General features: G+C 57.2%; 16 protein-coding genes and 1 pseudogene. 10 read left to right on the top strand and 7 right to left on the bottom strand.

What is annotated here, in order from left to right:
• The first annotated feature begins 8 nt into the window (after positions 1-8).
• From NL532_RS10195 to NL532_RS10185, 3 genes are read left to right on the top strand one after another with little or no spacing between them, the layout of a single operon-like run.
• Complete coding sequence (locus NL532_RS10195; protein ID WP_023828162.1) at positions 9-191, top strand: hypothetical protein; 183 nt, start codon at positions 9-11, stop codon at positions 189-191.
• Positions 191-391: a hypothetical protein gene (locus tag NL532_RS10190; protein WP_155923732.1), complete on the top strand. Its 201-nt coding sequence runs from the start codon at positions 191-193 to the stop codon at positions 389-391. Before NL532_RS10195 ends, NL532_RS10190 begins: the two co-directional genes overlap by 1 nt.
• Positions 369-605: a hypothetical protein gene (locus NL532_RS10185; RefSeq protein WP_023828163.1), complete on the top strand. Its 237-nt coding sequence runs from the start codon at positions 369-371 to the stop codon at positions 603-605. The genes NL532_RS10190 and NL532_RS10185 overlap by 23 nt, the downstream gene beginning before the upstream one ends.
• Here the strand turns inward: NL532_RS10185 and NL532_RS10180 are convergent.
• Both NL532_RS10180 and NL532_RS32165 read right to left on the bottom strand, forming a co-directional pair.
• Positions 602-1,261: a hypothetical protein gene (locus NL532_RS10180; protein WP_023828164.1), complete on the bottom strand. Its 660-nt coding sequence runs from the start codon at positions 1,259-1,261 to the stop codon at positions 602-604. The two genes, NL532_RS10185 and NL532_RS10180, sit on opposite strands and share 4 nt — an antisense overlap.
• 35 nt (positions 1,262-1,296) lie before the next feature.
• Positions 1,297-1,671, bottom strand: a complete 375-nt coding sequence (locus NL532_RS32165; protein ID WP_353654664.1) for a RusA family crossover junction endodeoxyribonuclease — start codon at positions 1,669-1,671, stop codon at positions 1,297-1,299.
• Between the two features lie 102 nt (positions 1,672-1,773).
• Here NL532_RS32165 and NL532_RS10175 point away from each other — a divergent pair, with 102 nt between their 5' ends.
• Entirely contained in the window at positions 1,774-2,415 is a 642-nt protein-coding gene (locus tag NL532_RS10175; RefSeq protein ID WP_023828166.1) for a hypothetical protein, read from the top strand.
• Between the two features lie 57 nt (positions 2,416-2,472).
• Here NL532_RS10175 and NL532_RS10170 read toward each other — a convergent pair whose 3' ends face one another.
• Positions 2,473-2,826, bottom strand: a complete 354-nt coding sequence (locus NL532_RS10170) for a hypothetical protein (protein WP_245270164.1) — start codon at positions 2,824-2,826, stop codon at positions 2,473-2,475.
• A 1,636-nt stretch (positions 2,827-4,462) separates the two neighbouring features.
• On the opposite strand from NL532_RS10170, the gene NL532_RS10165 reads away from it, so the two are divergent.
• From NL532_RS10165 to NL532_RS10155, 4 genes and pseudogenes are all read left to right on the top strand, one after another.
• Positions 4,463-4,585, top strand: coding sequence for a hypothetical protein (locus NL532_RS10165; protein ID WP_280799681.1), 123 nt, complete (start codon positions 4,463-4,465; stop codon positions 4,583-4,585).
• A gap of 54 nt (positions 4,586-4,639) precedes the next feature.
• A pseudogene (locus tag NL532_RS32160) lies at positions 4,640-4,834 on the top strand (transposase); the annotation flags it as partial.
• Between the two features lie 26 nt (positions 4,835-4,860).
• Positions 4,861-5,115: a hypothetical protein gene (locus NL532_RS10160; RefSeq protein ID WP_023828171.1), complete on the top strand. Its 255-nt coding sequence runs from the start codon at positions 4,861-4,863 to the stop codon at positions 5,113-5,115.
• Positions 5,116-5,812: 697 nt separating this feature from the next.
• Positions 5,813-7,456, top strand: a complete 1,644-nt coding sequence (locus NL532_RS10155) for an SIR2 family NAD-dependent protein deacylase (RefSeq protein ID WP_031202651.1) — start codon at positions 5,813-5,815, stop codon at positions 7,454-7,456.
• Positions 7,457-7,502: 46 nt separating this feature from the next.
• On the opposite strand, the gene avs3b is transcribed toward NL532_RS10155, so the two are convergent.
• From avs3b to avs3a, 3 genes are read right to left on the bottom strand one after another with little or no spacing between them, the layout of a single operon-like run.
• Positions 7,503-8,357: an AVAST type 3 anti-phage protein Avs3b gene (gene avs3b, locus NL532_RS10150; RefSeq protein ID WP_023828173.1), complete on the bottom strand. Its 855-nt coding sequence runs from the start codon at positions 8,355-8,357 to the stop codon at positions 7,503-7,505.
• The gene (locus NL532_RS10145; RefSeq protein ID WP_286488106.1) at positions 8,284-8,913 is read right to left on the bottom strand and encodes a hypothetical protein; all 630 of its coding nucleotides are present in this window, start codon (positions 8,911-8,913) and stop codon (positions 8,284-8,286) included. Before NL532_RS10145 ends, avs3b begins: the two co-directional genes overlap by 74 nt.
• Positions 8,910-14,594, bottom strand: coding sequence for an AVAST type 3 anti-phage nuclease/ATPase Avs3a (avs3a, locus tag NL532_RS10140; RefSeq protein ID WP_286488105.1), 5,685 nt, complete (start codon positions 14,592-14,594; stop codon positions 8,910-8,912). Before avs3a ends, NL532_RS10145 begins: the two co-directional genes overlap by 4 nt.
• A gap of 307 nt (positions 14,595-14,901) precedes the next feature.
• Here avs3a and NL532_RS10135 point away from each other — a divergent pair, with 307 nt between their 5' ends.
• Entirely contained in the window at positions 14,902-18,687 is a 3,786-nt protein-coding gene (locus NL532_RS10135) for a hypothetical protein (protein ID WP_023828175.1), read from the top strand.
• A gap of 13 nt (positions 18,688-18,700) precedes the next feature.
• The gene (locus tag NL532_RS10130; RefSeq protein ID WP_023828176.1) at positions 18,701-19,855 is read left to right on the top strand and encodes a hypothetical protein; all 1,155 of its coding nucleotides are present in this window, start codon (positions 18,701-18,703) and stop codon (positions 19,853-19,855) included.
• A 237-nt stretch (positions 19,856-20,092) separates the two neighbouring features.
• Here the strand turns inward: NL532_RS10130 and NL532_RS10125 are convergent, their stop codons facing one another.
• The gene (locus NL532_RS10125) at positions 20,093-20,929 is read right to left on the bottom strand and encodes an NYN domain-containing protein (protein WP_023828177.1); all 837 of its coding nucleotides are present in this window, start codon (positions 20,927-20,929) and stop codon (positions 20,093-20,095) included.
• Between the last annotated feature and the right edge of the window lie 151 nt (positions 20,930-21,080).

The raw sequence follows: 21,080 nt of genomic DNA, 5'->3' as shown, positions 1-21,080 counted from the left end.
ACCGGCCCATGCAGTTCGACCTCACCGCATACGACGGGATGGTCAACAGCGGCCTGACCAAGTGGTTGAAAGAGAAGATTGCGCTTTCACCCGAGTACGCTGCGGCGACTGGCGGAAAGGTGCCTGCTATAGCCACTGCGGCGAAGCCGGTAAGCGAAGATGCCCCGTTCGATGACGAGATAGCGTTCTAGTGACGGAGCTTGCCGACCTCAAAGCCGTGTACCAGGCTGTACAGGACGCCTGGTCAATGGTGGTGGCGCTGCCGGAAGGGAAAAACTACCGCGAGCTGCGGAGAAAAGCCTGGGAGGCCAAGGTGCGCTATCACGCCGCCTGGTGCGCCAGCTTGAGAACCAACGAAAGTCTAAGAAATGAAGAATCCGTCCAAGGGTAAGCTGGCCTTGCCGCGCATGTTGCAGATCAAGATGGCTGCCCATCCGGATATCGTCGAAAACATTGCGTCCATCGCTTCGGCAATGGGCCTCACCTCTTCGGTTGAGGTGGTCAAGGTAGCCCTGCACCTCGCAGTACGTCAGATCAGCCTGAATCCACTCGATAGAAAACCGCAGGCAATGACTACGCGGGTCGCCCAAAACGGGCGCTCCTAGCCCGCCAGTTTGTCCTTCAGTTGTGAGTGGGCTCTGGACAGCTCTGCCCACGTCCCCTCCAGGCGCTTTTCGTATTCCCTCGTGCGAGCCGCAGTTTCCTTAATTCTAAGCTGGAACTTCGTTTCATCGCCGCGTTCTGACAAATTGAAAATGGCACGCTCTGCCGCCGCAAGAAAAATCCTGATTTCATGACGATACTCATGCGATTCGTCGGCAAAATACTGCCTTACGCTCTTGTAGAAACTCTTCATTAAACTGGCCTCGTCCTCAGTAAGTACCAGTTTATCCAGCTTCGAATTCTGTTCAATTGACTCAATTCGCCAACCCGACTCCTCAAAAATATCTCTACGATCTATTCTTCTCAATTCTCGTCGGTCCCCAAGCTCCTTCAAGCGAGATTTGATCTTCTCGTACTCCTCAGCAGTGTCATTTCGCCCTGATTCTGAAAGTTGCGCCGCGCGATCGCAGGTTGATCCCAGCTCGCTCAGAATGGCGATAAAGTCTTCATGCGAAGCCCTCATTCTCTCCATAATCGGGCTAATTTTCCTCTCGAATACCCTGGCTCGTTTCACATTCCGTGCATCGAACAGGCGTTTGAGAATTCCAACGATCTCTTTCGTCAGCTCATACCGGAACCCCAAACCTTCTTCTGCCATTCGTCTCCCCACACTATGCCCTGACGGTATCGATACTACGCGAACTCAACGCGTATCAAAGTCCTGTCAGCATGTCCGTACCGCTTTTCAGCAACTTTGCGCACCCCCTGGCTGTCATCGACCCAGTCCCCGACACCCGTCATCGCGTCCAGGACCGACTTCCCGAGATTGTCTATATCCCCCCGCGGCCACCCGCTTGTCAGCTGGTCCTGTCGTTGCTTTTTGCTGTCGCTCTTGGGTGGTGCTTCGACACATTCGATGAAAACGCTCACGCGGCCGGCGTATTGCGCCGTCACAAGTTTCCGGATGTCGGCTTCAGCCTGTTTCTTCCATGCGGTGTAGGGTTTTGGATAGAAGGTACCCCACCGCGTAACCCTTGGCCTTGGGCATGGCGGTGTCTTGTAAGGCAGTATAAATTCCAGATCTGCTGTTTCTGCTTCTGGTGGATAGTTTCACAACTCTAGCCAACCGTCACGTATTTCGGCATAGAACGGAAGCGGAGGGGTGAAATCATGTCTTTTGAATCTGTTATGCGGGACGCAGCGCACAAGGCTGCGGATATTACCGATCTGGTGATGGGAGATCTTGGTGCGGGCCTCATCAAGCACGAGGACGATCTGTCGGGCGCATTTGCCGGCGCCTTCCGTCAGGGGTTCCGGGACCTTCGGACCCAAGGCATCCACTGGAATGCGGCGGTCCTGACCCACAGGCGCAGTGGCGAAGAGGGAACGTACGGGGCCGACCTTCTCATCCATGTAAAGCTCGATACGCCGGAACAAAGCTACTCCAAGGGCGTCCTGGTCCAGTCAAAGCGCATAGGTCCGCGCCAGAATATGTCCGGCAAACATCACAAGGACCTGAAGGAGCAGTGCGAAAAGATGATGGGCTACACTGCGGAATCATTCGTATTTGCATACGATCCGGCGGGCATGCGCTGCGGTTCGGCGAACAGGATCGCCGGAGCCACGGACCGGGACGTCTATGACCAATGCAGCTGGACCCCTTACCGGTTCTTCCTGGAGTTTTTCAGGTGCCCTGCAGGTGACAAGAATATTACCAGTGCGCTGGTGGAAGACCTCAGGCCAAGGGCGGCCCTGGAGATTACTGCCAAGGGCACATTCAAACCTGTTCGGCGACGGGTCCGGCTGGGCTAGGCCACGCTTACCGGAACATGAGCCAGCCCACGCTGGCGACCATGAACAGACACGCGGTCATGCCGACCAAGTCGCCGCCCGCCAGCGCCAGAATGCTCCAACTGCCATCAGACAGCCGATCGCGCAAACGTAGAGCGGGACCAAGGTTGCCATGTCCTGCCGATTACCGGAACTGTACCAGCCCTTCAAGCAGGCGCTTGCGCGCCAGCACGTCGGTCCCGATCGCCAGCCGCACATCGGCAATGAAGCTGGCCAGCGACGGCAGCTTGTCCCCGCCCCGGACAGCCCACCGGTAGCCTTGCGGATGGCGTAGAGCGGGAAACCTTCCAGCTCCTCGCTCCAGACCAACACCTGTGCCCGCAACTTCGCCTGGTCGCCGGTGTAAACGTTGAAGGCTGCGAACAGCTTCATCACGTCCTGCTCCAGTTCAGGTGCCGCGGTGGACGCTCGGCGTCAGAACCTCAGAAAGGGATTGCAGCACTGCCGTCAGGGTTGCGCGGTCGTCCGTCGTCAGCTCGGGCCGTACCGGCTGCCTCTCCCCGGCGCAGTGGACCCGAAGGCTCCACATTTCCGTGTCGGTGAGCCACGACCGCACTGACAGCGGCAGCAAGTCCCCCACCAGCCGTTCCGCCAGCGCTGCCGCCTCGTCCGCCGTAGCGGGCGGAGCGACGGCAGTGAGAGCGCCAGGTTGCCGGCCAGTCAGCCTTGAGTCCGCCGTCGACGGCATTGCCGCTGGTCCAGTAGTCGTGAAAATCGGCCCACTCCGCTGAAATTCGTCCGGTGTCCCAATCAAAGTCACGGTTTGCCCATTCTCCCCATTCAGGCGGCGGGTTACCTCCAGCTGGTTCAAGGAACTGGTCAAGGCGGATTTTATCGCTTCCACGTTTCGAGGCTTTCGGTTGGTTGGGGGATACAGGGGGTTCACTTAACTGGGTTGTTAGTACTGGGGTATTATGGGGGTGCGGCTGCTGCACCACCTGGGGTGCGGCTACCGCACTACCCCCGTGCAGCTCCTGCACCCCACCCGGCATCGTCGGAACATAGAGATTGGTCGACTGCCGTTTTCCCTCGCACGACGCATGCCTTTCCGAGAACTGGGTCTTCGGTCGAGCGTCTCGCTGCCGTCTCTGACCACGCCCCGTTTTTCCGGGCCCAACTTCCTCAGGTGCAGGCCTAAGCGGCCGCACATCCCATCAAGCCACGGAGACTGTTATGAAATCCGCGGGCTAGTGAAGTGCACAAAATCCTCGCACCTCGCGGAAATGCCGGATAACCTCTTGAAACAACACGACCGATCGACGCCGCACCTCGCGGCCTTTTATCTCGCCATCTTAATCGGTCGTATTTTGAGAGACTTGATTTCCATCGTCGTTCCTCCTCCAATCTACGATAGTACACTATTCTATACTCGATGCCACGATTCGGTAGTCTGGCGTTGAGTTCCAATGCGCCGTGCAGTCTTCCGCGCTCTGCGACGGGGTAGTTGCGCTGCTTATTTGCAGCACTGGAACCGTCGTGGCGCACTTTTCCATCGGACTGACGGAGCAGCGTCACAGGCAATCCGGCGCGGTCCGGCCGTCTCGCGATCGGCGCGGCCGCAGGCAAGATAACGTGCGTTCGATCGTTCCTGATCTGCATCGGTCCTCATCCGCCGGAGCGGATTTCTTGTGTCAGATGACGCCCGTCAGCGTACCGGCGCCATGCGTTTCAACTGTCGGTCTTCCGCTCATCGATGCGCTCCGAGCAGCCTGCGGCCTTGTCATGAGTCACCCATGTCTACAGTTGGTTTCGGAGTTCTCTGGAGGCTGAGGAACACTACCGCTGGCACAAGCTCTCGACGGTGACCTTTGAGCTTTGGGCGCGGCACCTGCTGACGCCGAAAGACATGCGTAAGCGCACCGAATATCTGCGAGAATTGCGCGAGAAGCAGCAGAAGAAGCGCGCCAGGTAGGCGCCTCGGCGGAACCAAAACACGCCAGCTCGCCGCCGCTGTAGCGCACGTTCAGACCGCCGCCTGCTGGCGCTCAACGGGTTCTGGGGAATACATGTGAAGGCGATGAACTGGAGCGGCATGGGGCTCGTCGAGCACGCAGCGGCGCTCGATCTTTCGCTGCACGCGCTACGCAGATGGCACGACCGGTTCGAGGAATCCGGGACTGAAATGGACTGACGATCGCTTCTTCATCCGGGAGCCCGAGCCCAATTAAGCAGCGCTGCTAGTTGCGTGCGGAGCAAATACCGCTTGACGCCCAGGGCTGCGGACGACCGCTCGAACCGGCGCAGCTTCACCGAAGAGCAGAAGAGCGCGATCGTTGAGGAGACAGAGAGGCCCGGCGTTGCCGCGGCGCAGGTCTGCCGCCGCCATGGCGTTGCCACCAGCATGGCATTCCGCTGGCGCGAAGAGTTCGGCCTGACTGCACGCAAGGCACCGCAACTGGCGACGGCATGGCGGATGAACTGCCGGCACTCGCGGCCTTGCGCAGTCTCGTGCAGCCTCCGGACGGCATGTGGCGATCGAGATGGGCAATGGACGGCGGGTGTTTGCGCCAGCGGCAGCAGCGCGGCTGCGGCGAAACGGCAGCTCCTCGGCAGGGAGAAGGCATCATGATCGTCGTTCCGACCGGCGTGAAAGTGCATCTGGCATTGAGTCACGCTGATATGCGCAATCGGCTCGACGGCCTCGCTACGCTGATCCAGTAACATCTGAAGAAGGATCCGTTCTCGGGCTCATCTGTTCGTCTTCCACGGTAAGAACGCCTCGCTCCTGAAGATCCTGTTTTGGGAGGGGACCTGACTTTGTCTGTTCACCATGCGCATGGACCACGGACAGTTGATGTGGTCGCGCACGGCCGAGCCCGGCGGGTCGGTGACACTGTCGCCGACCCGGAGCCTTGCCCCAGCCTCGGGCGGGTGCCCTCTTCCAACGCGCGGATAATCTGATTGGTGATCTGCTGATAGAGGTTGGTCTTCATGGCGGTCTCCTTTTTGGGCTTGGGCTTCAGCGCTTTTTTCGCGCCTGAACCCCTGCCCGTCGGCGAGACCGGGTTAGGGGGAGCAACAAGAAAATCGTCAGGGGGACCACCGGGTTCGCAGCGAGGGAGGCGCAGCCGAGGGAGTGAAAATTGGGGGATGGCGATTTTTGTTGTTGCTGGGGGTGTGAGGGCGGAGCCCTGTCATCCCCTACCCGTCAGGAAAACCACGCAGCGGCCCCGCACCACATCTTGGGCAAGGGATCGTGACCCGAGTGGGCGAAGACGCAAAGCGGCTTCGTGCGCTTGCGCCTAGAGCCCGGTCCTGCAACGCAGGATGACCCAATCCTCGATAGGCTCTTGCTTATTGGCGATTGCTTGCGTTCTATTGACTTAGTTTTTCAGCACTAACTCAATTGCAGGCGGCCGTGGCTCCCAAGTATCTTTCGTATTTTCCAAAGCCGTTACTCGATGACCTCGTGAGCGGTCGCTGGTTGCCTGTAATCGGTGCAGGCATGTCGCTTAATGCCGTGCTTCCTCCGCCAGAGAAGATGCCGCTTTGGAGCGACCTCAGCAAATATTTAGCAGATGAGCTTCAGGACTATTCGCCAACCGGCGTGCTGGATGCCATTTCAGCCTACGAGCATGAGTTCGGGCGTACACGCCTTATCGAACGGCTCTCCGAATTGCTGCATCTCGACAAGGTGCAGCCGGGCGCAGCGCACAAAGAATTTTGCAGCCTTCCGTTCGACATTGTTTGCACGACAAATTTCGATTTCCTGCTGGAGAAGCAATATGACCGTGAGCGGCAGGATAACCGCTCGGTTCATCCGGTGGTGGATGAAGACCAGCTCTCCATCAATATCGGGGCGGCCGGCATTTTACTGCTCAAGCTGCACGGCGATATCAGGCACCCCAAGCGGCTTGTGGTGACCGAGTCCGACTACGACGGTTTCCTCACCAACTATCCGTTGATCGCAACGTATCTGGCAAACCAGCTTATCACCAAGACGGCGGTGTTCATCGGCTATAGCCTGGACGACCCGGACTTCCGGCAAATCTGGCACGTGGTCGCAAGCCGGCTGGGCAAAACCCGGCGCATGGCTTACGCCATCGTGGTCAATGCCCGGCCCGGCGACATTGCTCGTTTTGAGCGGCGAGGCGTCAAAGTGATCAACCTTCCGGGAACGCGGGACCGCTATGGCCAGGTACTGGCAGAAACCTTCGCCGAGCTCCGCGAATACCGGCGTGAGCATGCAGGCCCGACCCTGAAGCCGACCGAGGAAAAGCCGCTCGAACAGCTCCTGTTGCCGCGCGATGCGATGACGCGGCTTTGCCTGTTCGCAACGCCACTTGATGTGCTTCCGTTCTACAAGCAATACATATTCCCCCTTGCTGAGGCTGCAGGTTTTGTGCCGGTGACAGCAGCCGATGTGGTCAATCTGGGCGAAAGCATAAGCGCCAAGATCGACACTCTTATCGACCGTGCTGCGGTGATGGTGGTGGATGCGACGACACGCAACACAGAGGCTGAGTTAGGCTTGGCGCTTGGACGGGCCCAGGAAGTCTCCACGCGTCCTAATCGCCAGCCATTGCGGGTCATTCCGGTGCTGACTGATGGCGCCCGGATGTCGACTGATATCAGCGGGATCATTTATATCAGGCGACCAGTCCTCTTGTCGGAAGACAGCGAATTTGTGCGCGCGCTTGGGCGGGAATTCGCTCGCCTGGCGCAAGAGATGGGCTATGCCCAGAACCTGGAGCCAAGGCGTCTCTTCGAAGCGAAAGAGTACCGCCCAGCGGTAATTGCAGCGATGTCTCTTTTGGAAGCAGAGCTACGTCAGCGTCTGGACAAAGAACCTTGGGATAAGGTCGAGGGTCCTATGTCCATGAGGCAACTCTTTATTCGAGCTCTACGGTCTAACCGCGTTACAAATGTCGGTGAGGCACAAATCGATAGCTGGCTGAAATTGCGCAACACGGCCGTTCACACCACGTTGCCAGTTGGCCGTAATGAAGCGAAAGCAGTTGTCGAAGGCGTCGAGCGGATTCTAGATCTTAGACCAGCGTGATCGGTCGACGCCGGGGTTCGTATCCGTCGTATGCGCGGCAGATAGCCTATTTCTTCTTTGCCACGCTCGACCGGCTAGTCTTGGATGTTTCCACGATCAATCGCGTTGAGGACTTAGCGAGGCGAGAACCAGGCGGCGCTTTGCCAACCTTGATGGCCCCTTTAGCTTCTGCCCTGGGTTTCTTGGCAAGTTGGCGTTCGTAGCCCTTGAGGACTGCCGTTGCGAGTTGCACGAATGCACGAAGTTTGCTTGCGCGGTCTTCAATGAGCTTGCGCTGTTCGTCTTCTGGATTCGTGGTACGGACAAGGTCGCTCTTCCTTAAAAGAATCCGCAAAATCGGCAGTTCGACCTGTGTGAACCCCGCCTTTTGGGCGAGCGCAACCCACTCCCTGGATTTGTCTATTGCATGATCTGCGGCACTAGCCAGGCATTGCCCGATAAGGATACGGGCGGAGTAGTCTAGCCTATCAGCCAACTCGATCCATTGCTGCGATGCCTTGCTTTCTTCGCTGATGTTTTCGACAGGCCTTGACGATGGGAAGTACCGGTATGCCTCGCCCTCGGGATCGAGTGACTCAAGTGCTCTTAACACGGGTTCCAATCCTTGAAACGGGCGCTGGCCGTTCGGCAACTCGTGCCTGTGCTGCCAAATCGCAAGGATAGTCTGACAGCAGCTTTCAAGAAGTGCGGCGTGATTTTTTGCCGTTTTTTGCTCCGCGCCCTTAATCTGCTCCGCAAGATAGTGAACCATCCAACGCGTAAGCGTATCGTTGGTATCGCCCAGCTTGAGCTCGCGGATCAGCTTCTTGCCGAGGGCCAGAACCGCATCAGACTGTTCGGATACGACCGTCGGATTTGATGAGGAAGACTTGGGTACTTGGCGGGATGCGTTTTTTGTCATCTTCGTCACGGCTTTCATATCGAGAGTAGCTGCGCCGCCGCTCGATTTCCACATTGACAATCATGTCCATACCGAGCGTACGCAAAAGCTGCCCGATAAAGGACATGGAGGCTTGGACGCCGTCGCCCCGTTCTTCGGTTCCTTCATCGTCTTTTTGCTGAAAAGTCCCCCAGGTCTCCACCATCAAAGCTACCGGAGCCGTTTCATCCAACCGCCAACACCGCTGCTCGCGGTCGGCCGTGAGATTCATGGCTTCGACGATCTCCTTTGAAGGGTAAGGGGCCGGGTAGCTTATTCGGCCAGCCCAGGGATCTTTTTCATCAATGCCTCTGTCGAGGCTACGGTCGACGAGCCAGCCTTTGAGCAGGAACGGTCCGAAGTCGATTTGGCGGTCATCCTCGGCGTTGGGAACAAGATAATCACGGTGGTCATCGGCACTTTGAAGCGCCCGCAGAAGGGCCGATGACCGGTCAGCTGAAACAAGGGCGCTTCGGATATTGCAGGTTTCCTGTTGCCGGCCCGTGCAAGCGGTCCAATAGCCCCAAAGTGTCATCATCCCCGATGGCCGGAAGAACACGCGATCAAAGTCAGCGCGGCAAACTGATGACCGCCAGTCACCGTTTTTGTCGTCATGTTTCCAGGCGCGTGTTTCCGGGGGATAGGGTCTCGGCGATCGGCAAGCCAATATCCATCGCGGCGAGAAAGGCCATGCCGCGAACGAAGCCAGGTTGAAAAGTCGTCCTCGTCATGGTCGGGGCTGCGGAAGGTGGGCATGGTGTCAAGAAGCTGCCCTGCCACCACCATCATCGCGTGATAGGAGAGATAAACACGAAGTTCGTCTGCGCTGGGGTATGATCCGTGCGAATGCTGGGTGTCGTCGTACTCCAGAATTTTACGCCGGGTCCGTTCATCTTCCTCCCAGTTCAGCCGGCCGGGATATTGCCAGTCGGCCGCGATGACCGTTGCAGCGCGTTCCTCGATGTCTTGTTCTACAAGGCCGAAGCACTTTCCGAGCGGTGCGAACCAATAAGGTCCAATGTCAAAGCCGAAATAGAACCGGTCATCGTCGGTCGTCTCCTTTTTCTTCAACGGGCGGGCCGCTTTCCGTTCATATGTGTGTGCTTCAATAGCTGAAAACTGCGAGACATTCACGGCTTCGATCTGCGGGCGCATTTCAGAAGCCAGTAGCCCAGCATCGATCAACGTAAGCGCTGTGCACTTTGCCATTTCGCGGATGAACGCGTGGCTTTCCGAAGGCTGAAGGTAGTTGAGAATGAAACTGGCATGTGTCGCGACAACATGGGGGTGATCTTTCGCGGCCCGTTCGAGGGCAATGAGCAGCCATTGGCGCGCGTGGAGAAGGTAGAAAAACAGCTTGGCGTCAGCGAATGCCCCTCCGGAGGCGTCTTCCGCGAACGCGATCAGAGCTGACAACGTTCCCTGTTGCTGGAATTGGGAAACAGCCTGAACAACATGCGCAGCCTCCCAACGAACGCGTGCGCGTGGCGAAGCAAGCCCGCCAAACACATACCCTGCAATTGCGCTATCAATGTCCGAGGGCGGCGCAAGCGAGGGAGACCAGGCACCATCGCCATCTGTATCTTTCAGAACAGCATCAAAAAGCTGCAAGCCGTAGCCAAGGGCATCCAGTGCCTCGGCCCTTTTCAGCCTGCCAGAGAGCAAGCCGACCAGCGTAAAGAGCCGGCCGACACCCACGATTTCAGTAACCTCGCCAATGCCGGAGAGAACAACATCGATGATGTCGCTTTCGGGAACCCCGGCAAGTTCGCAGGCGGTCTTCAATGGCAGCACTTCGTAGTAGCGGCTTCGCGTCACATCCAGGCAATAGCGGCGGCAGAAAGTGCGCAGAGCGGTCGCAAGGGCCGCCTTCACAGCGAGGCGCGTTTTCCACTCAACGGGAACTAACTCAAGGAAGGTCCGCAAATGGTAAAGATCAAATTCAGGCACCTTGATCAGTGCGGCAATGAACTCAGCCTCCTTTCCCGCCGGAACCCGGGCAATAGCCTGCTTGAAAAATAGGTCGTGATAAAACGGCGTGCCGGATTTGCGGAACCGCTGGTAAGCTAGTGAAAGGTTATTCGCCACCGTTGGGTCGATGCCTCGGAAAATAGCTCGCCAATTTCTCTTGGCGTCTTCTTTCCAGCGCTTTGAGCTAGCCGGTTTGTTATCGCGCCCGTCTACACCCTTCTTGTCCTCGTTGCGCTCGCGCAGAGCGAGGCGTGTGTCCAGATCGGCAATGGCAATACGGTGCTTGGCAAAGATACCCTTCAGCTCACACCACGTCTCGATGGAATGCTCCGACATTTCCATATGGCGGTAGCAGAAGTCGGCGACGGATTGCCGCTCGGTTTGCGTTGCACAGGCCTCAAGTGCAGATTTGGTCACCCGCGGCAGATCCCAATGCGCGCGGAATCCAATCAGTGGAAGGGCCTTTCTGGCATCGAGCACTTTCCGCTCAATAAGCAAGCCTATTGCCATGGGCAGAATTTTCTCGGGCCAACCAAAATCGCGGTCGCGCCACCGGCTCAATATCGCCAAGGAAGATGAAGGGCAAAGACCCGCGATGGCTTCGACGGTGCGTTCCCAGTCGAAATGTTTGTCCCGCGCAACATAGTCATAGGTAACTTCGGCACATCGGGAGAGCCTATAGGCCATTTCAGCAACCGGCTGCGTCTGATCGGCTGCCGCCTCCGCCAAATCCAACATAGCCCCCCAACGATCGATATTCTCATCGCCAACCTTGCTAGCGACCTCGACTGCTTGATTGAAGTAGGCCTCCGCTTCCGATGAGCTCACGGCGAGCACGGACCGCGCCAGGCTGATATACATGTCCGATTTTGAATCAGCATGCTCGCGTTCATCTTTGGTCAGTTGAAAGGCCTGGTTCGCATATTGGAGGGCTGCGTCCGCGAGACCTGCAACACGCGCCGTGCAACGTGCAAGGCGCGCCAGCGTTGGTGTGAATAGTGGCCTTTTAAGCCCCGCCATCCAGTTGTTCAATTTGAGTAGCGCTGCCTTGTCAGTGGCTTTTGGCGGCACGAGGATCGTCAGCCAGATTTCTGCAATCTGATCCGATGTTCTCCATTCTTCGCGGTAATTAATCCTTGCAGCGGATGCCGATTCCTTGAGCGTTTGATCAATCGTTGCCGAAAGCCCCGCCTTACCGGATTGTCCCACAAACCGTGCAGCCCAGAGCGTATGCCAAGGCAGCAAGGCCCCGACATCTTCAGTAAATTCCTGGGTCTCTCGGGATTGGGAGTGGTTGTTCTTTTTTTCAAGCTCTACACGGAGCTCGGGATGCGCAAGGTCAAGCAATTCCAGCGCCTCCCCACGAAGTGCCGCCCGCAGCGCGTAAGCACGAAGGGTGGGGGTTCGAGTGTCATTAAAACGCGAGCCCAATCCGCGTGGAGGTTCCTTGGGCAAATAGCGCGTCAGAAGTTTTGCGAGTGCCGTTGCTGAGCCAATGGACCATAGATGGCAGGCCTCAACCAGGGCGGTAGCGGCCACCAACGGCCGACTCCCTCCACTGAAATCTTCCCCACTCTCAAACTTGAAGGTGCGCCTGTTGAGATGCCTGAAACACCGCATCACGGCCGCCTTCGGCGGCACGCGATAGACCTCGCGCAACTCCACAATGATGGCGAGCGCCAGATAGACATTGTCGCCAGCGGCAAGCGCCAAGTCGTCGAGGTCTTGAAAGCGGCTATGGTCGACAAACCGGTTTGCAAGATAGCGGCCGACCCGGAAGGCGACTATGGGCGGCGTCCAGCCTTTCAGGCTGTTTACGCATGCGCGCGGGCCATGAATGTTGAAATACGCAATGGCCATTTCACCGATGTCATTGTCAGTCATCCGCTCACGGCTGCGCTCCTCGCCAGGAAGCCGAGACCAATTGCGCAACCACTCTGCAGCCATCCGCAATCGGCTGCGCGCATCGCCTTTCAGCTCGGCACGGCCGGATAACAGCGCGGCTTCGTAAGCATTGTGCGAGCCAACCCAGCCCGAACCGAAAATCCTGCGCGAGACTAATTCTTGAATGCGGTCGCTATCCATCAAAACCGAGGCGAGGTCCGTATTCGCTTGCAGAAGTTTCCTCTGACGTTCGTCCCCGGCTGTTTCACCCCCGGTTTTCAGGGCAAGTTTTGCTGCTTCCAGATACCGCTTGGCGCGAAGACTCGCCTTCAGTGCGAATTGAAGGCGCTGAAGCTCGACGTCGCGCCGGTCGAGCGGGTTCAGCTCCGGGAGTGCTTCCGACGAAAGCGCCAAGGCGACCAATTCGTCAAACTGCCCCGCCTCAAGCATCAGTTGTGGTAGCGCGGCCGCAACATAGGTACTACCGGAAGAAAGGGGCTTTATGCTCGCAATAAAGGTGCTGAGTTCGGCAGCCGTTGGCTTGAACTGCTCGCGGAACCATGTCTCGGAGGGTTCATCAAAAAACTGGATGGTCTCGCCGGTGACAATCAGCGGGCGCCGAAGATCATACGCGAAGCTTTTAATGGCAGATGCCGGGACACCAGACATCGATGACAAAACAGAAATGGGAACCAAGGGCCGCAAGGCGGCCAGGCCAGCGCACACTCGGTCAATCTGCGCTTTCTCCAAGACGCCTGCATCGTCGCGCATCTTGGCTATGGCTGCCGACAACAGATTGCCAATCGCCTTCTCAACGGTGGTTGGATTAGGGCCGAGCTGCCGAAGGATTTCTGCCAGCGGTCCACCAGCGGCAAGCGCGAGCGCCTGAACGCGGGGATTGTGGGAACTCAAGCGATGGAATTCATCGATATCCTGCTCGCTGGCATCGGGAAAAGTATGGCGCAAGTGGGCGGCGGTTTCGGTCCGACTGAAGGATTTCAGTTCGAGCGGTAGTGCGGTCGGCGGTGGGTCTAGCTTTTCCTGGCGGTGTGACCTGCAAAGCGCGACGATCCGCACACCATCCGGTATCTGTTCTCTCAACAAATCGCGGATGAACGAACGCGCCTCTCCGATTTCTTCCGCCGCCATCTGTGCGTTGTCCGCAGCATCTACGATGATGCAAAGCAATGCCTGTGGGTTCTCTGCGCGAAGCAGCCCAACGGCCTGTTTGAGCCGAAAAATAAACGCCTTGAGATAATCGGGAACTCCCGCGTTCGATGTGGGGATTAGCAGGTGACACAGACTATTCCCGGCAAGCTCGTTGACGATTTGAACAAGGGCATCCTTATGACGATGCCGGTAGCCGGTCGCGCTTCGGTATTGCCCGTTTCCGAAGCAGTCATAGAGCACGCTCGTCGAACCACGCGGTAGCCCAAAATGAATCCGCGTTGCGAAAATCGACTTTCCAATTCCCCCTTCAGCATGAACGATGACCGGTCTGCTTCCCGCCCCAACGATAGCCTTGACGAGATCGCCTTCCTGTTCACGCGGAACGGCGTCCTTCAATTGCTCGATGAGGCACGGCGCGGGATAGAGGCGCTCTTCGTCCGTCTTCAACGCGCGAAGCACATCCATCCGTTCGATGCTTGGATTTGATGCCGCTTCGGAGAGAGCTTTTCGGGTGACGAGTTCCTTCAGTTGCGTGGGCGCATCGACATCGGCATCTGGCAGATACTGCGTTATGTCTTGGAAGAGGATGTTCCTCTGATCCCACAATGCGTCGTGCTTCCCCTCGAGCTTCAGCAATTTGCAGAAGCCTTGTAGCTTAGTACCCGTCAGCCCGGTAAACTCCTCCAACTTCTTTAAGTCGGCCGGCTTGACCGGAAGTCCCTTCGCGGCGCCGTCGACGGCGTCGGATACCGCCGGGCTGATCGGCCGGTTCGAGACAAAAAGGAATTCGAGATTGGGGCCTTTGCCGCTCTTTTTAGAGGCTGCAAGAATGGCTTTGTATCGCTTGGCAAAGCCATTGATCGTGTGTTCGAGCCCACTTGCCGGCCAAGGTTTGTTCGGAGCCTTGGTTGAATGTTTGAGCTGGATGTAGCGTACAAGAGTTGCGCGTTCGAAATTGCTATCCCCGAAATATTCCGCAACATCGATAACCTCTTCTCCGGCCTTGATCGGCCCGCTGCCGGTCTTATCAGATGGGGAAGCGCCCTCAATGGTGACTGATTTTAGATCTGATGCGGGTGCCAGCAGATTAAGACAGCGGCGCGCAGCCCATAGATAATGAAATTGGTCTCCGTCGCGGCTAGGCCCGACAAGGTTGGTGGTAGTGCTAACTTTCTTTTTGGTGGCCGTATTCAAGGAATTATCGACTGGCTATGCTGGGTTAGTCGGAAGTTTGGGCGATTCTGATTCGCAATCATAGTCCACGCAAATGCCTGTCCCGCGAAAACTTTCAGCTAAATACATCAGATAGTTATGGGTATTTCATCCGGGATCGCCGGAGTGGCTTTGAACCGTATCTCCTTGGCAGGAGCCTCGACGCGCCTGAGGGTTGTGCATTGAACAAATGCCGATCTATTTTCATAGAAGTGGTTTTTCACAGCAACGTCTATCGATCTACGTTCATCATTTGACGCACCCTCAAGCTACCCCCTAGTTTGAACCGATGTTTGAAATCACCCGCGACGATATTGCTGCACTAAACGATGAAGACCTGCGAACGCTGATTGGCCTTCTCTGCGAGGCCACGCTCCGGCGTGCGAACCTACCCGTCTCTGCCGTGACTTGGGGCGGCAACCAAACTGCCAAGGACGGCGGCCTCGATGTGCGCGTGGCGCTGCCCACCGGTACGCAGGTTCAGGACTTCATTCCAAGGGCTGCAACCGGCTTTCAGGTGAAGAAACCCAACATGCCACCATCGGAGATCCCGAAGGAAATGAAGCCGAAGGGCATCATTCGCCCGGTGATTGAGCAACTGGCCGCCAAGGACGGCGCCTACATCATTGTCAGCTCAACGAGCTCTGCGGCAGACTCCGCATTAGACGATCGCCGCGCCGCGATGGCAGAAGCGGTGAAAGGTATTGGAGGTGCCGCAATGCTGCATCTCGACTTCTACGATGGCAACCGCGTTGCGAGCTGGGTGCGTGCCAATCCGGGGCTGATTGCGTGGGTTCGTTCCCGGGTTGGAAGGCCTATCCCCGGGTGGAAGTCGTACGGAGACTGGTCAAGCGTGCCGGCGGGCGCGGATAAACGCTATCTTCTTGATGACGAGGCACGCATCAAGACGGGTAACAAAGACGATGGTGAAGGCCTGTCGGCCGTAAATGGCATCAACCGGCTGCGGGACGCCCTGCGAAATCCGCGCCAAGTTGTTCGCCTGGTCGGCCTTTCAGGTGTTGGCAAGACACGGCTGGTTGAAGCCTTGTTTGACAATACCGTGGGCGCGGATGCACTGGATCCTTCCCTCGCTTACTATACCGACATTGCCGATGCGCCTGATCCACAACCGAAGGGTCTTGCCTCCGACCTGATCGCGGCTGACACGCGCGCGATTTTGGTGATCGATAATTGCCCTCCAGAAACGCACAGGCACCTATCGGAGGTGGTGCGTGCCGCAGGCTCAACGGTCAGCGTCGTCACCGTTGAATATGACATCCGCGAGGACCAGCCAGAAGGCACAGATGTTTTCTCGCTGGAAACATCGTCGGTGCCTCTGATCGCGAAATTGGTGGCGGGGCGCTTCCCGGACTTATCACAGCTCGACAGCCGCAGGATTGCCGAGTTTTCGGGCGGCAACGCCCGGATAGCGCTTGCGCTTGCCGGGACAGTAAAGAAAACGGAGACGGTCTCTGGCCTCACCCACACCGAATTGTTCAAGCGTCTCTTTCAGCAACGCCACGAGCATGATGCAGGGCTGTTGCAAATCGCTGAAGCCTGTTCGCTGGTTTACTCATTTCAGGGGGAAGACCTGACGGGCGAAAATGCGGAACTGCCTGTGCTCGCCGGGTTGATCGGCAAGACCGCACAGCAGGTATTCACTGCGGCGGCCGAACTAAGGCGGCGCGATCTTTTGCAAAAGCGTGGGGAATGGCGCGCGATCTTGCCGCACGCCATCGCAAACCGGCTGGCGGAGCTGGCTCTTCAAAATATCCCCTCTTCCGTTATCGAAGCCGCGATCGTGAATGGGTCATCGGAACGCCTGTTGCGCTCTTTCTCGCGCCGCCTTGGCTTTCTCGACAGCAGCACGGAGGCGCAGACGATTGCGAAAGGCTGGCTTGCACTGGGCGGCCTTCTTTCCGATGTGTCGAATCTAAATCCGCTTGGCCACGCGATGCTTGAAAACATCGCGCCGGTACAGCCACGAGCAACCCTTTCCGCGCTTGAGAATAGCTTCGCCAATGCAGACGGGGACACGCTGCTGGCCGGCGCACCTCTTATCCGGCTGTTGCATTCGATCGCCTATGACGCTGAATTGTTCAAACGGTCTGTGGCACTCCTGTGCAAGTTCGCAGGCATGCATGGTGTGGTGGTTGACAGCGATGCCGAGAAGGCGATTGCGCCCCTCTTTTACGTCGCTTTTTCCGCGACCCACGCACCGTTGTGGATGCGTCTCGAAGTAGCGACAGAACTTCTAAAATCAGACAAACCTGTCGAATGCCATCTCGGCGTCAAGGCCTTGGAAGCCATGATGACGACCCAGCACTTCAGGCCCTATTCCAGTTTTGAGTTCGGCGCGCGTTCGCGCGACTACGGCTACCATCCGAAGAGCAAAGCCGAGTACGATCAATGGTTCGGCGATGTGCTCAAGACAGCCGAATTTTGCGCTCTTTACGACAGCAAAGTCAGAGCGCGTGTACAGAAAAGCATCGCCCGAAAATTTCGAGGCCTCTGGGCGAATGCGGGCCAGTTCGACGCGTTGGAGCGCATTTCCAGGGTAATCGCCAAGGACGGTTTCTGGCGCGAGGGTTGGATCGCAACGAGGCAAACACGGCGATACAGCGCGAAAATGCCGGATGCTAGGGCACTGCAACGTCTTACCAAGCTGGAGGAATTTCTTAGACCAAAGGACTTGATCGATAGCGTGCGGGGAATCGTGCTCGGAGAAAGAGGCGGCAGCCTCGATGACTTCGAGGATGATGACGAAATGGACATTGCCGAGCGGCTGAAGCGCGTCGCCGAGGCTGTTGTGGAATTTGGGAAAGAAGCCGCTGCCGACGAAAAAGCTCTCGCCACACTCCTTCCGGAACTCATTGGCGGCCATGGGCGGCTTTTCGAATTTGGGCAGGGACTTGCCCTGGGCGCAGGCGAACCGCGCATCATGTGGAAGCGATTGGCCGCTCAAGTGGCTTCAGCCGAGCAGCCAAATGTGCAACTGCTGCGTGGTTTCCTAGATGGGCTTAAAACAAAGGACCAGACGGCGACACAGGCATTCCTTGACGAAGCCGTAGAAGATGCCGTGCTCGGCAAATGGCTGGTCGATCTTCAGGCGAGCGTCACGATAGACGAGGCTGGTGTTGATCGCCTTCATCGTGCGTTGGAGCTTGGCAAGGCTACCACCCATGATTTCTTCGTTTTGGTTGGCGGGCGCGTCTGTGATCCAATTCCGGGGCCTGCACTTCGCGACCTGCTGGTTGCAATTAGCGCCAAACCCGACGGCAATCCCATCGCCCTGCAAATCCTTTTGATGCGGTTCCATTCGGATGACGGTGCTGGACGAAAGCCCTTGCCTGAGACGCTTGAGGCAGGCCGCATTCTTCTCGGCCGGCATTCATTCGAGCCAGATAGCAGGCGAATTGATCACAGTGACCACACGCTGGGCAATGTCGCGAAGAGCTGCCTGAACGGGCCAGAAGGCGCACCCGTTGCGCGCAAGATATGGCGCGGCTTGAAAACGGCCATTGAAAAGCACGAGGTTTACGCCTGGGATCACGACGATTTTTTGCAGGCCCTATTCAAGACCCAACCTGCAACCATGCTGGATGAGCTAGCTGCGGGTAGCGACCAGGAGCGCGAGAACAATATCGATATCGTCCAGGATGTGATGCACGGCCATCCAAATCCGGTCAGCGTGGTTCCAGATGACATCATTTTGGAATGGTGCGCTGCCGACCCAAAACTGCGCTATCCCTTTGCTGCTGCCGTCGCCCAGTTGTTCACCCCCACCAATGACAAGGCACTGGAATGGCGACCAATTATGAAAAAACTTCTAAAGCGGGCGCCTGACCCAGTCGCGGTATTCCAAGCAATTGATCTCTGGCCAAGAAGCTTTGAAGGGTCGTTTGCGACAGAATGCGAAATCCGGCTCCACTTGCTCGACCGGCTTGAGACGGGGGCTAACCCAGGTCTAATCGCGGCGGTCAAGGAAACGCGCGCCAGGCTTGCCACGACAATAGCCAAAGAACGACGCGACGAGCTGGAGGAAGACCGCGCGGAAAGCGGTCGCTTCGAATGAACGCGGCCAACCCATGCTGCTAATTCGGCCGAAATTCGTTGCTCTGGATTCCTCGCATCTTGGCAAGGTGGCGGAAGACAAAGCAAGCAAGGATAGCGCGCGGCTTCAGCGTGCCGCCACTTTCGAAAAAAGCTTCGAAGAGAGCGGTGGTGTGCTGCTGCTTTGTTGGCATCACTTCCAAGAACTGCTCTCCCATGGAAACGAGGACGTAGCGGCGCAACGTGCCGCCTACCTTCAATCGCTACCGCTGGTAGCGGCCATAGCCTCCTTTCAAAAGGAAGATCTAGTTGGTTCAGTCCTTGACCTGCAGGCGTTTGAGGTAGCTGCGGCCTTCGAAAACGTGTCAGCGGATCCCGAGATGGTGCGTAACGAAGCCGCCAAGCGTATGTTTCGGCTGACCAGCGGCGCCGATCTTGTCCGGCCTTTCCTGGAAAACTGGTCTGCACTTCGCGCCGGCTTCAGCGCGTCGGAAGAGCGCAGCCAAGAGGTCGTTGCGATATCTAAATCCGACTTCGCAGGCATGTCTGACGTAAAGATTGTTGACCTCATTAAAGGAGAGCTTCTGCCAAAAGACGCTATGTTGCAGCGGTTATGGGGCCTTCATGGTCGCCTAGCAGCAGATATCAAGGAGCGTGGAGACGACCGTATCGTCGACCCGGAACTGACTTCGCGGGAATTTTTTGAAGATGTCGTTAGCCGTTACGGGGCGATCTCCACCGATAATCCGGCGCTGCGAATATTAGAGATGTTCGGCGTCGGCATGTCCGAGATCGGTCCCAACACAACGGTCGCCGATGTGGGCGACCTGGCCACGTTTCGAAAGAAATTGGTGTTGCTAAATTATAGACTTGGCCTCCCTCTTCCGGAGGTCGTAGCTAAGGTGAAAGAAGAACGCTTGCCATCCGGCATTATCTTCAATGCCATCAGGACGCTTCATCCCGACACCCGAAAATGGGATGGCAGCGAATTGACCGACTGGCACATGTCCTGTCTCGCTGCTTATGCCGACGTTACCTATGTCGACAAGCGGACCCATGAAGCGTTCCGGATAGCCCGGCAGAAATCGAAGACTTTTGCCTCCCTCGCCCGTGATGTGAAGAAAGCCGGCAGCTACAGTGATATTGCTGCGCAGTTATCGGCCCCGCCTTCTGAAATAGGGGCAGCCTGACTTTTCCTAGTATCTCGGCCGCGGCCTCCAATTCGGTAGAGTCATCGGCATCGGCTCTGACCGGGTTGACGTAGTTAGCCCATGCTCGCATCAGCTTGCGGCGCTTCTCGATGGCAGCCGGCCTGCGATACCCAGAGGAGAGATCTAAGCTTCGGCCTGTCGTTGGTAGTGGCGTTAGAAGGCAAGAAAAGCGCCCGCCGGCGCCTTTGCCATCAACGGCAATGATGGAGTTTCTTATTATCGGCTCGGCAGTGGTGAGCGGTCCTTGTTCCGCTTGTCTGCGACGTAGCTCTGCCCATTCTCCATCTTCAATATGTCGAAGAGGCCAGTCGCCGCGAATAGTGCCGGAAAGTTCTTGACTCCATAGTTTCGTGGATCGATGGGCGCCTGTCGTTTCGCTGCGCTTCCTGCCGATGACATAGCTGCCCATCCATCGTCTTGCGCCGTGGCTTCCACAGCGCCACGCAGGATCGTTACGAGGGTCGCATCTTGCGACAGAGACTTGCCCGTTCGCTTGTCGGCGGACTTTTCGGTGGGCGTTTTAGATTTGGCCGCCGATTCTGCTTTGGTCTTTGGTTTCTCGCCGGGGGCTTCAGGAGTTGTCGGATGCTCAGCATCGTCCAGGCTATCGAGGTAAAGGAAAGTCGTGCAGGCATTGATGAACGGAGTGGGCGTTTTGCGTTCCCCAAATCCGTAGACTTCGTGTCCATTGGCCTTCAACTGCATCACTAGTGGTGTGAAATCGGCGTCGCTCGAAGCCAAACAGAAAGCGTCAAGCTTTTGCGTGTAGAGAAGCTCCATTGCATCGATCACAAGCGCAATATCGGTGGCGTTTTTGCCGGCCGAATAGGTGAACTGTTGAATGGGCCGAATTGCAAAATTGTGCAGCTTGTCTTTCCAGTTCCTGAGATTGGCGCTTGCCCAATCGCCATAGGCGCGGCGGATATTGGCCGTGCCGTATTTTGAAAGTTCCGCCAGTATCGCTGCGATCTTGCCGTGGGACACATTGTCCGCATCGATGAGCAAGGCGATTCGCCGATCAGATGTGGTTCGTGACCTGTCCTCATTTTCCATTCGATTGTTCGCCCTCCCTGCGCATCTTCATTGATAGCATCTATGTGCGATGTTCGCACGATTGTGGTTCAAGAAGCGCCCTCGGGTGCGCGGTGAGGGGCAGTTGGCCTATCGAGCCCGTGGGGCCTGCCGCCTAATTTCGATCGATCTT

This window comes from Mesorhizobium sp. C120A (assembly GCF_030323105.1).
In the GTDB taxonomy this organism is placed as follows: Bacteria; Pseudomonadota; Alphaproteobacteria; order Rhizobiales; family Rhizobiaceae; genus Mesorhizobium.
This window is presented reverse-complemented; position numbering and strand designations above follow the sequence as displayed.

Coding starts and splice junctions, on each gene's coding strand:
- NL532_RS10170 (WP_245270164.1), bottom strand. CDS start 2,826: ATGAAGCTGTTCGCAGCCTTCAACGTTTACACCGGCGACCAGGCGAAG.
- NL532_RS10175 (WP_023828166.1), top strand. CDS start 1,774: ATGTCTTTTGAATCTGTTATGCGGGACGCAGCGCACAAGGCTGCGGAT.
- NL532_RS10185 (WP_023828163.1), top strand. CDS start 369: ATGAAGAATCCGTCCAAGGGTAAGCTGGCCTTGCCGCGCATGTTGCAG.
- NL532_RS10145 (WP_286488106.1), bottom strand. CDS start 8,913: ATGATGACACTTTGGGGCTATTGGACCGCTTGCACGGGCCGGCAACAG.
- NL532_RS10180 (WP_023828164.1), bottom strand. CDS start 1,261: ATGGCAGAAGAAGGTTTGGGGTTCCGGTATGAGCTGACGAAAGAGATC.
- NL532_RS10130 (WP_023828176.1), top strand. CDS start 18,701: ATGCTGCTAATTCGGCCGAAATTCGTTGCTCTGGATTCCTCGCATCTT.
- avs3b (WP_023828173.1), bottom strand. CDS start 8,357: ATGACAAAAAACGCATCCCGCCAAGTACCCAAGTCTTCCTCATCAAAT.
- NL532_RS10195 (WP_023828162.1), top strand. CDS start 9: ATGCAGTTCGACCTCACCGCATACGACGGGATGGTCAACAGCGGCCTG.
- NL532_RS10135 (WP_023828175.1), top strand. CDS start 14,902: ATGTTTGAAATCACCCGCGACGATATTGCTGCACTAAACGATGAAGAC.
- NL532_RS10160 (WP_023828171.1), top strand. CDS start 4,861: ATGGCGGATGAACTGCCGGCACTCGCGGCCTTGCGCAGTCTCGTGCAG.
- NL532_RS10125 (WP_023828177.1), bottom strand. CDS start 20,929: ATGGAAAATGAGGACAGGTCACGAACCACATCTGATCGGCGAATCGCC.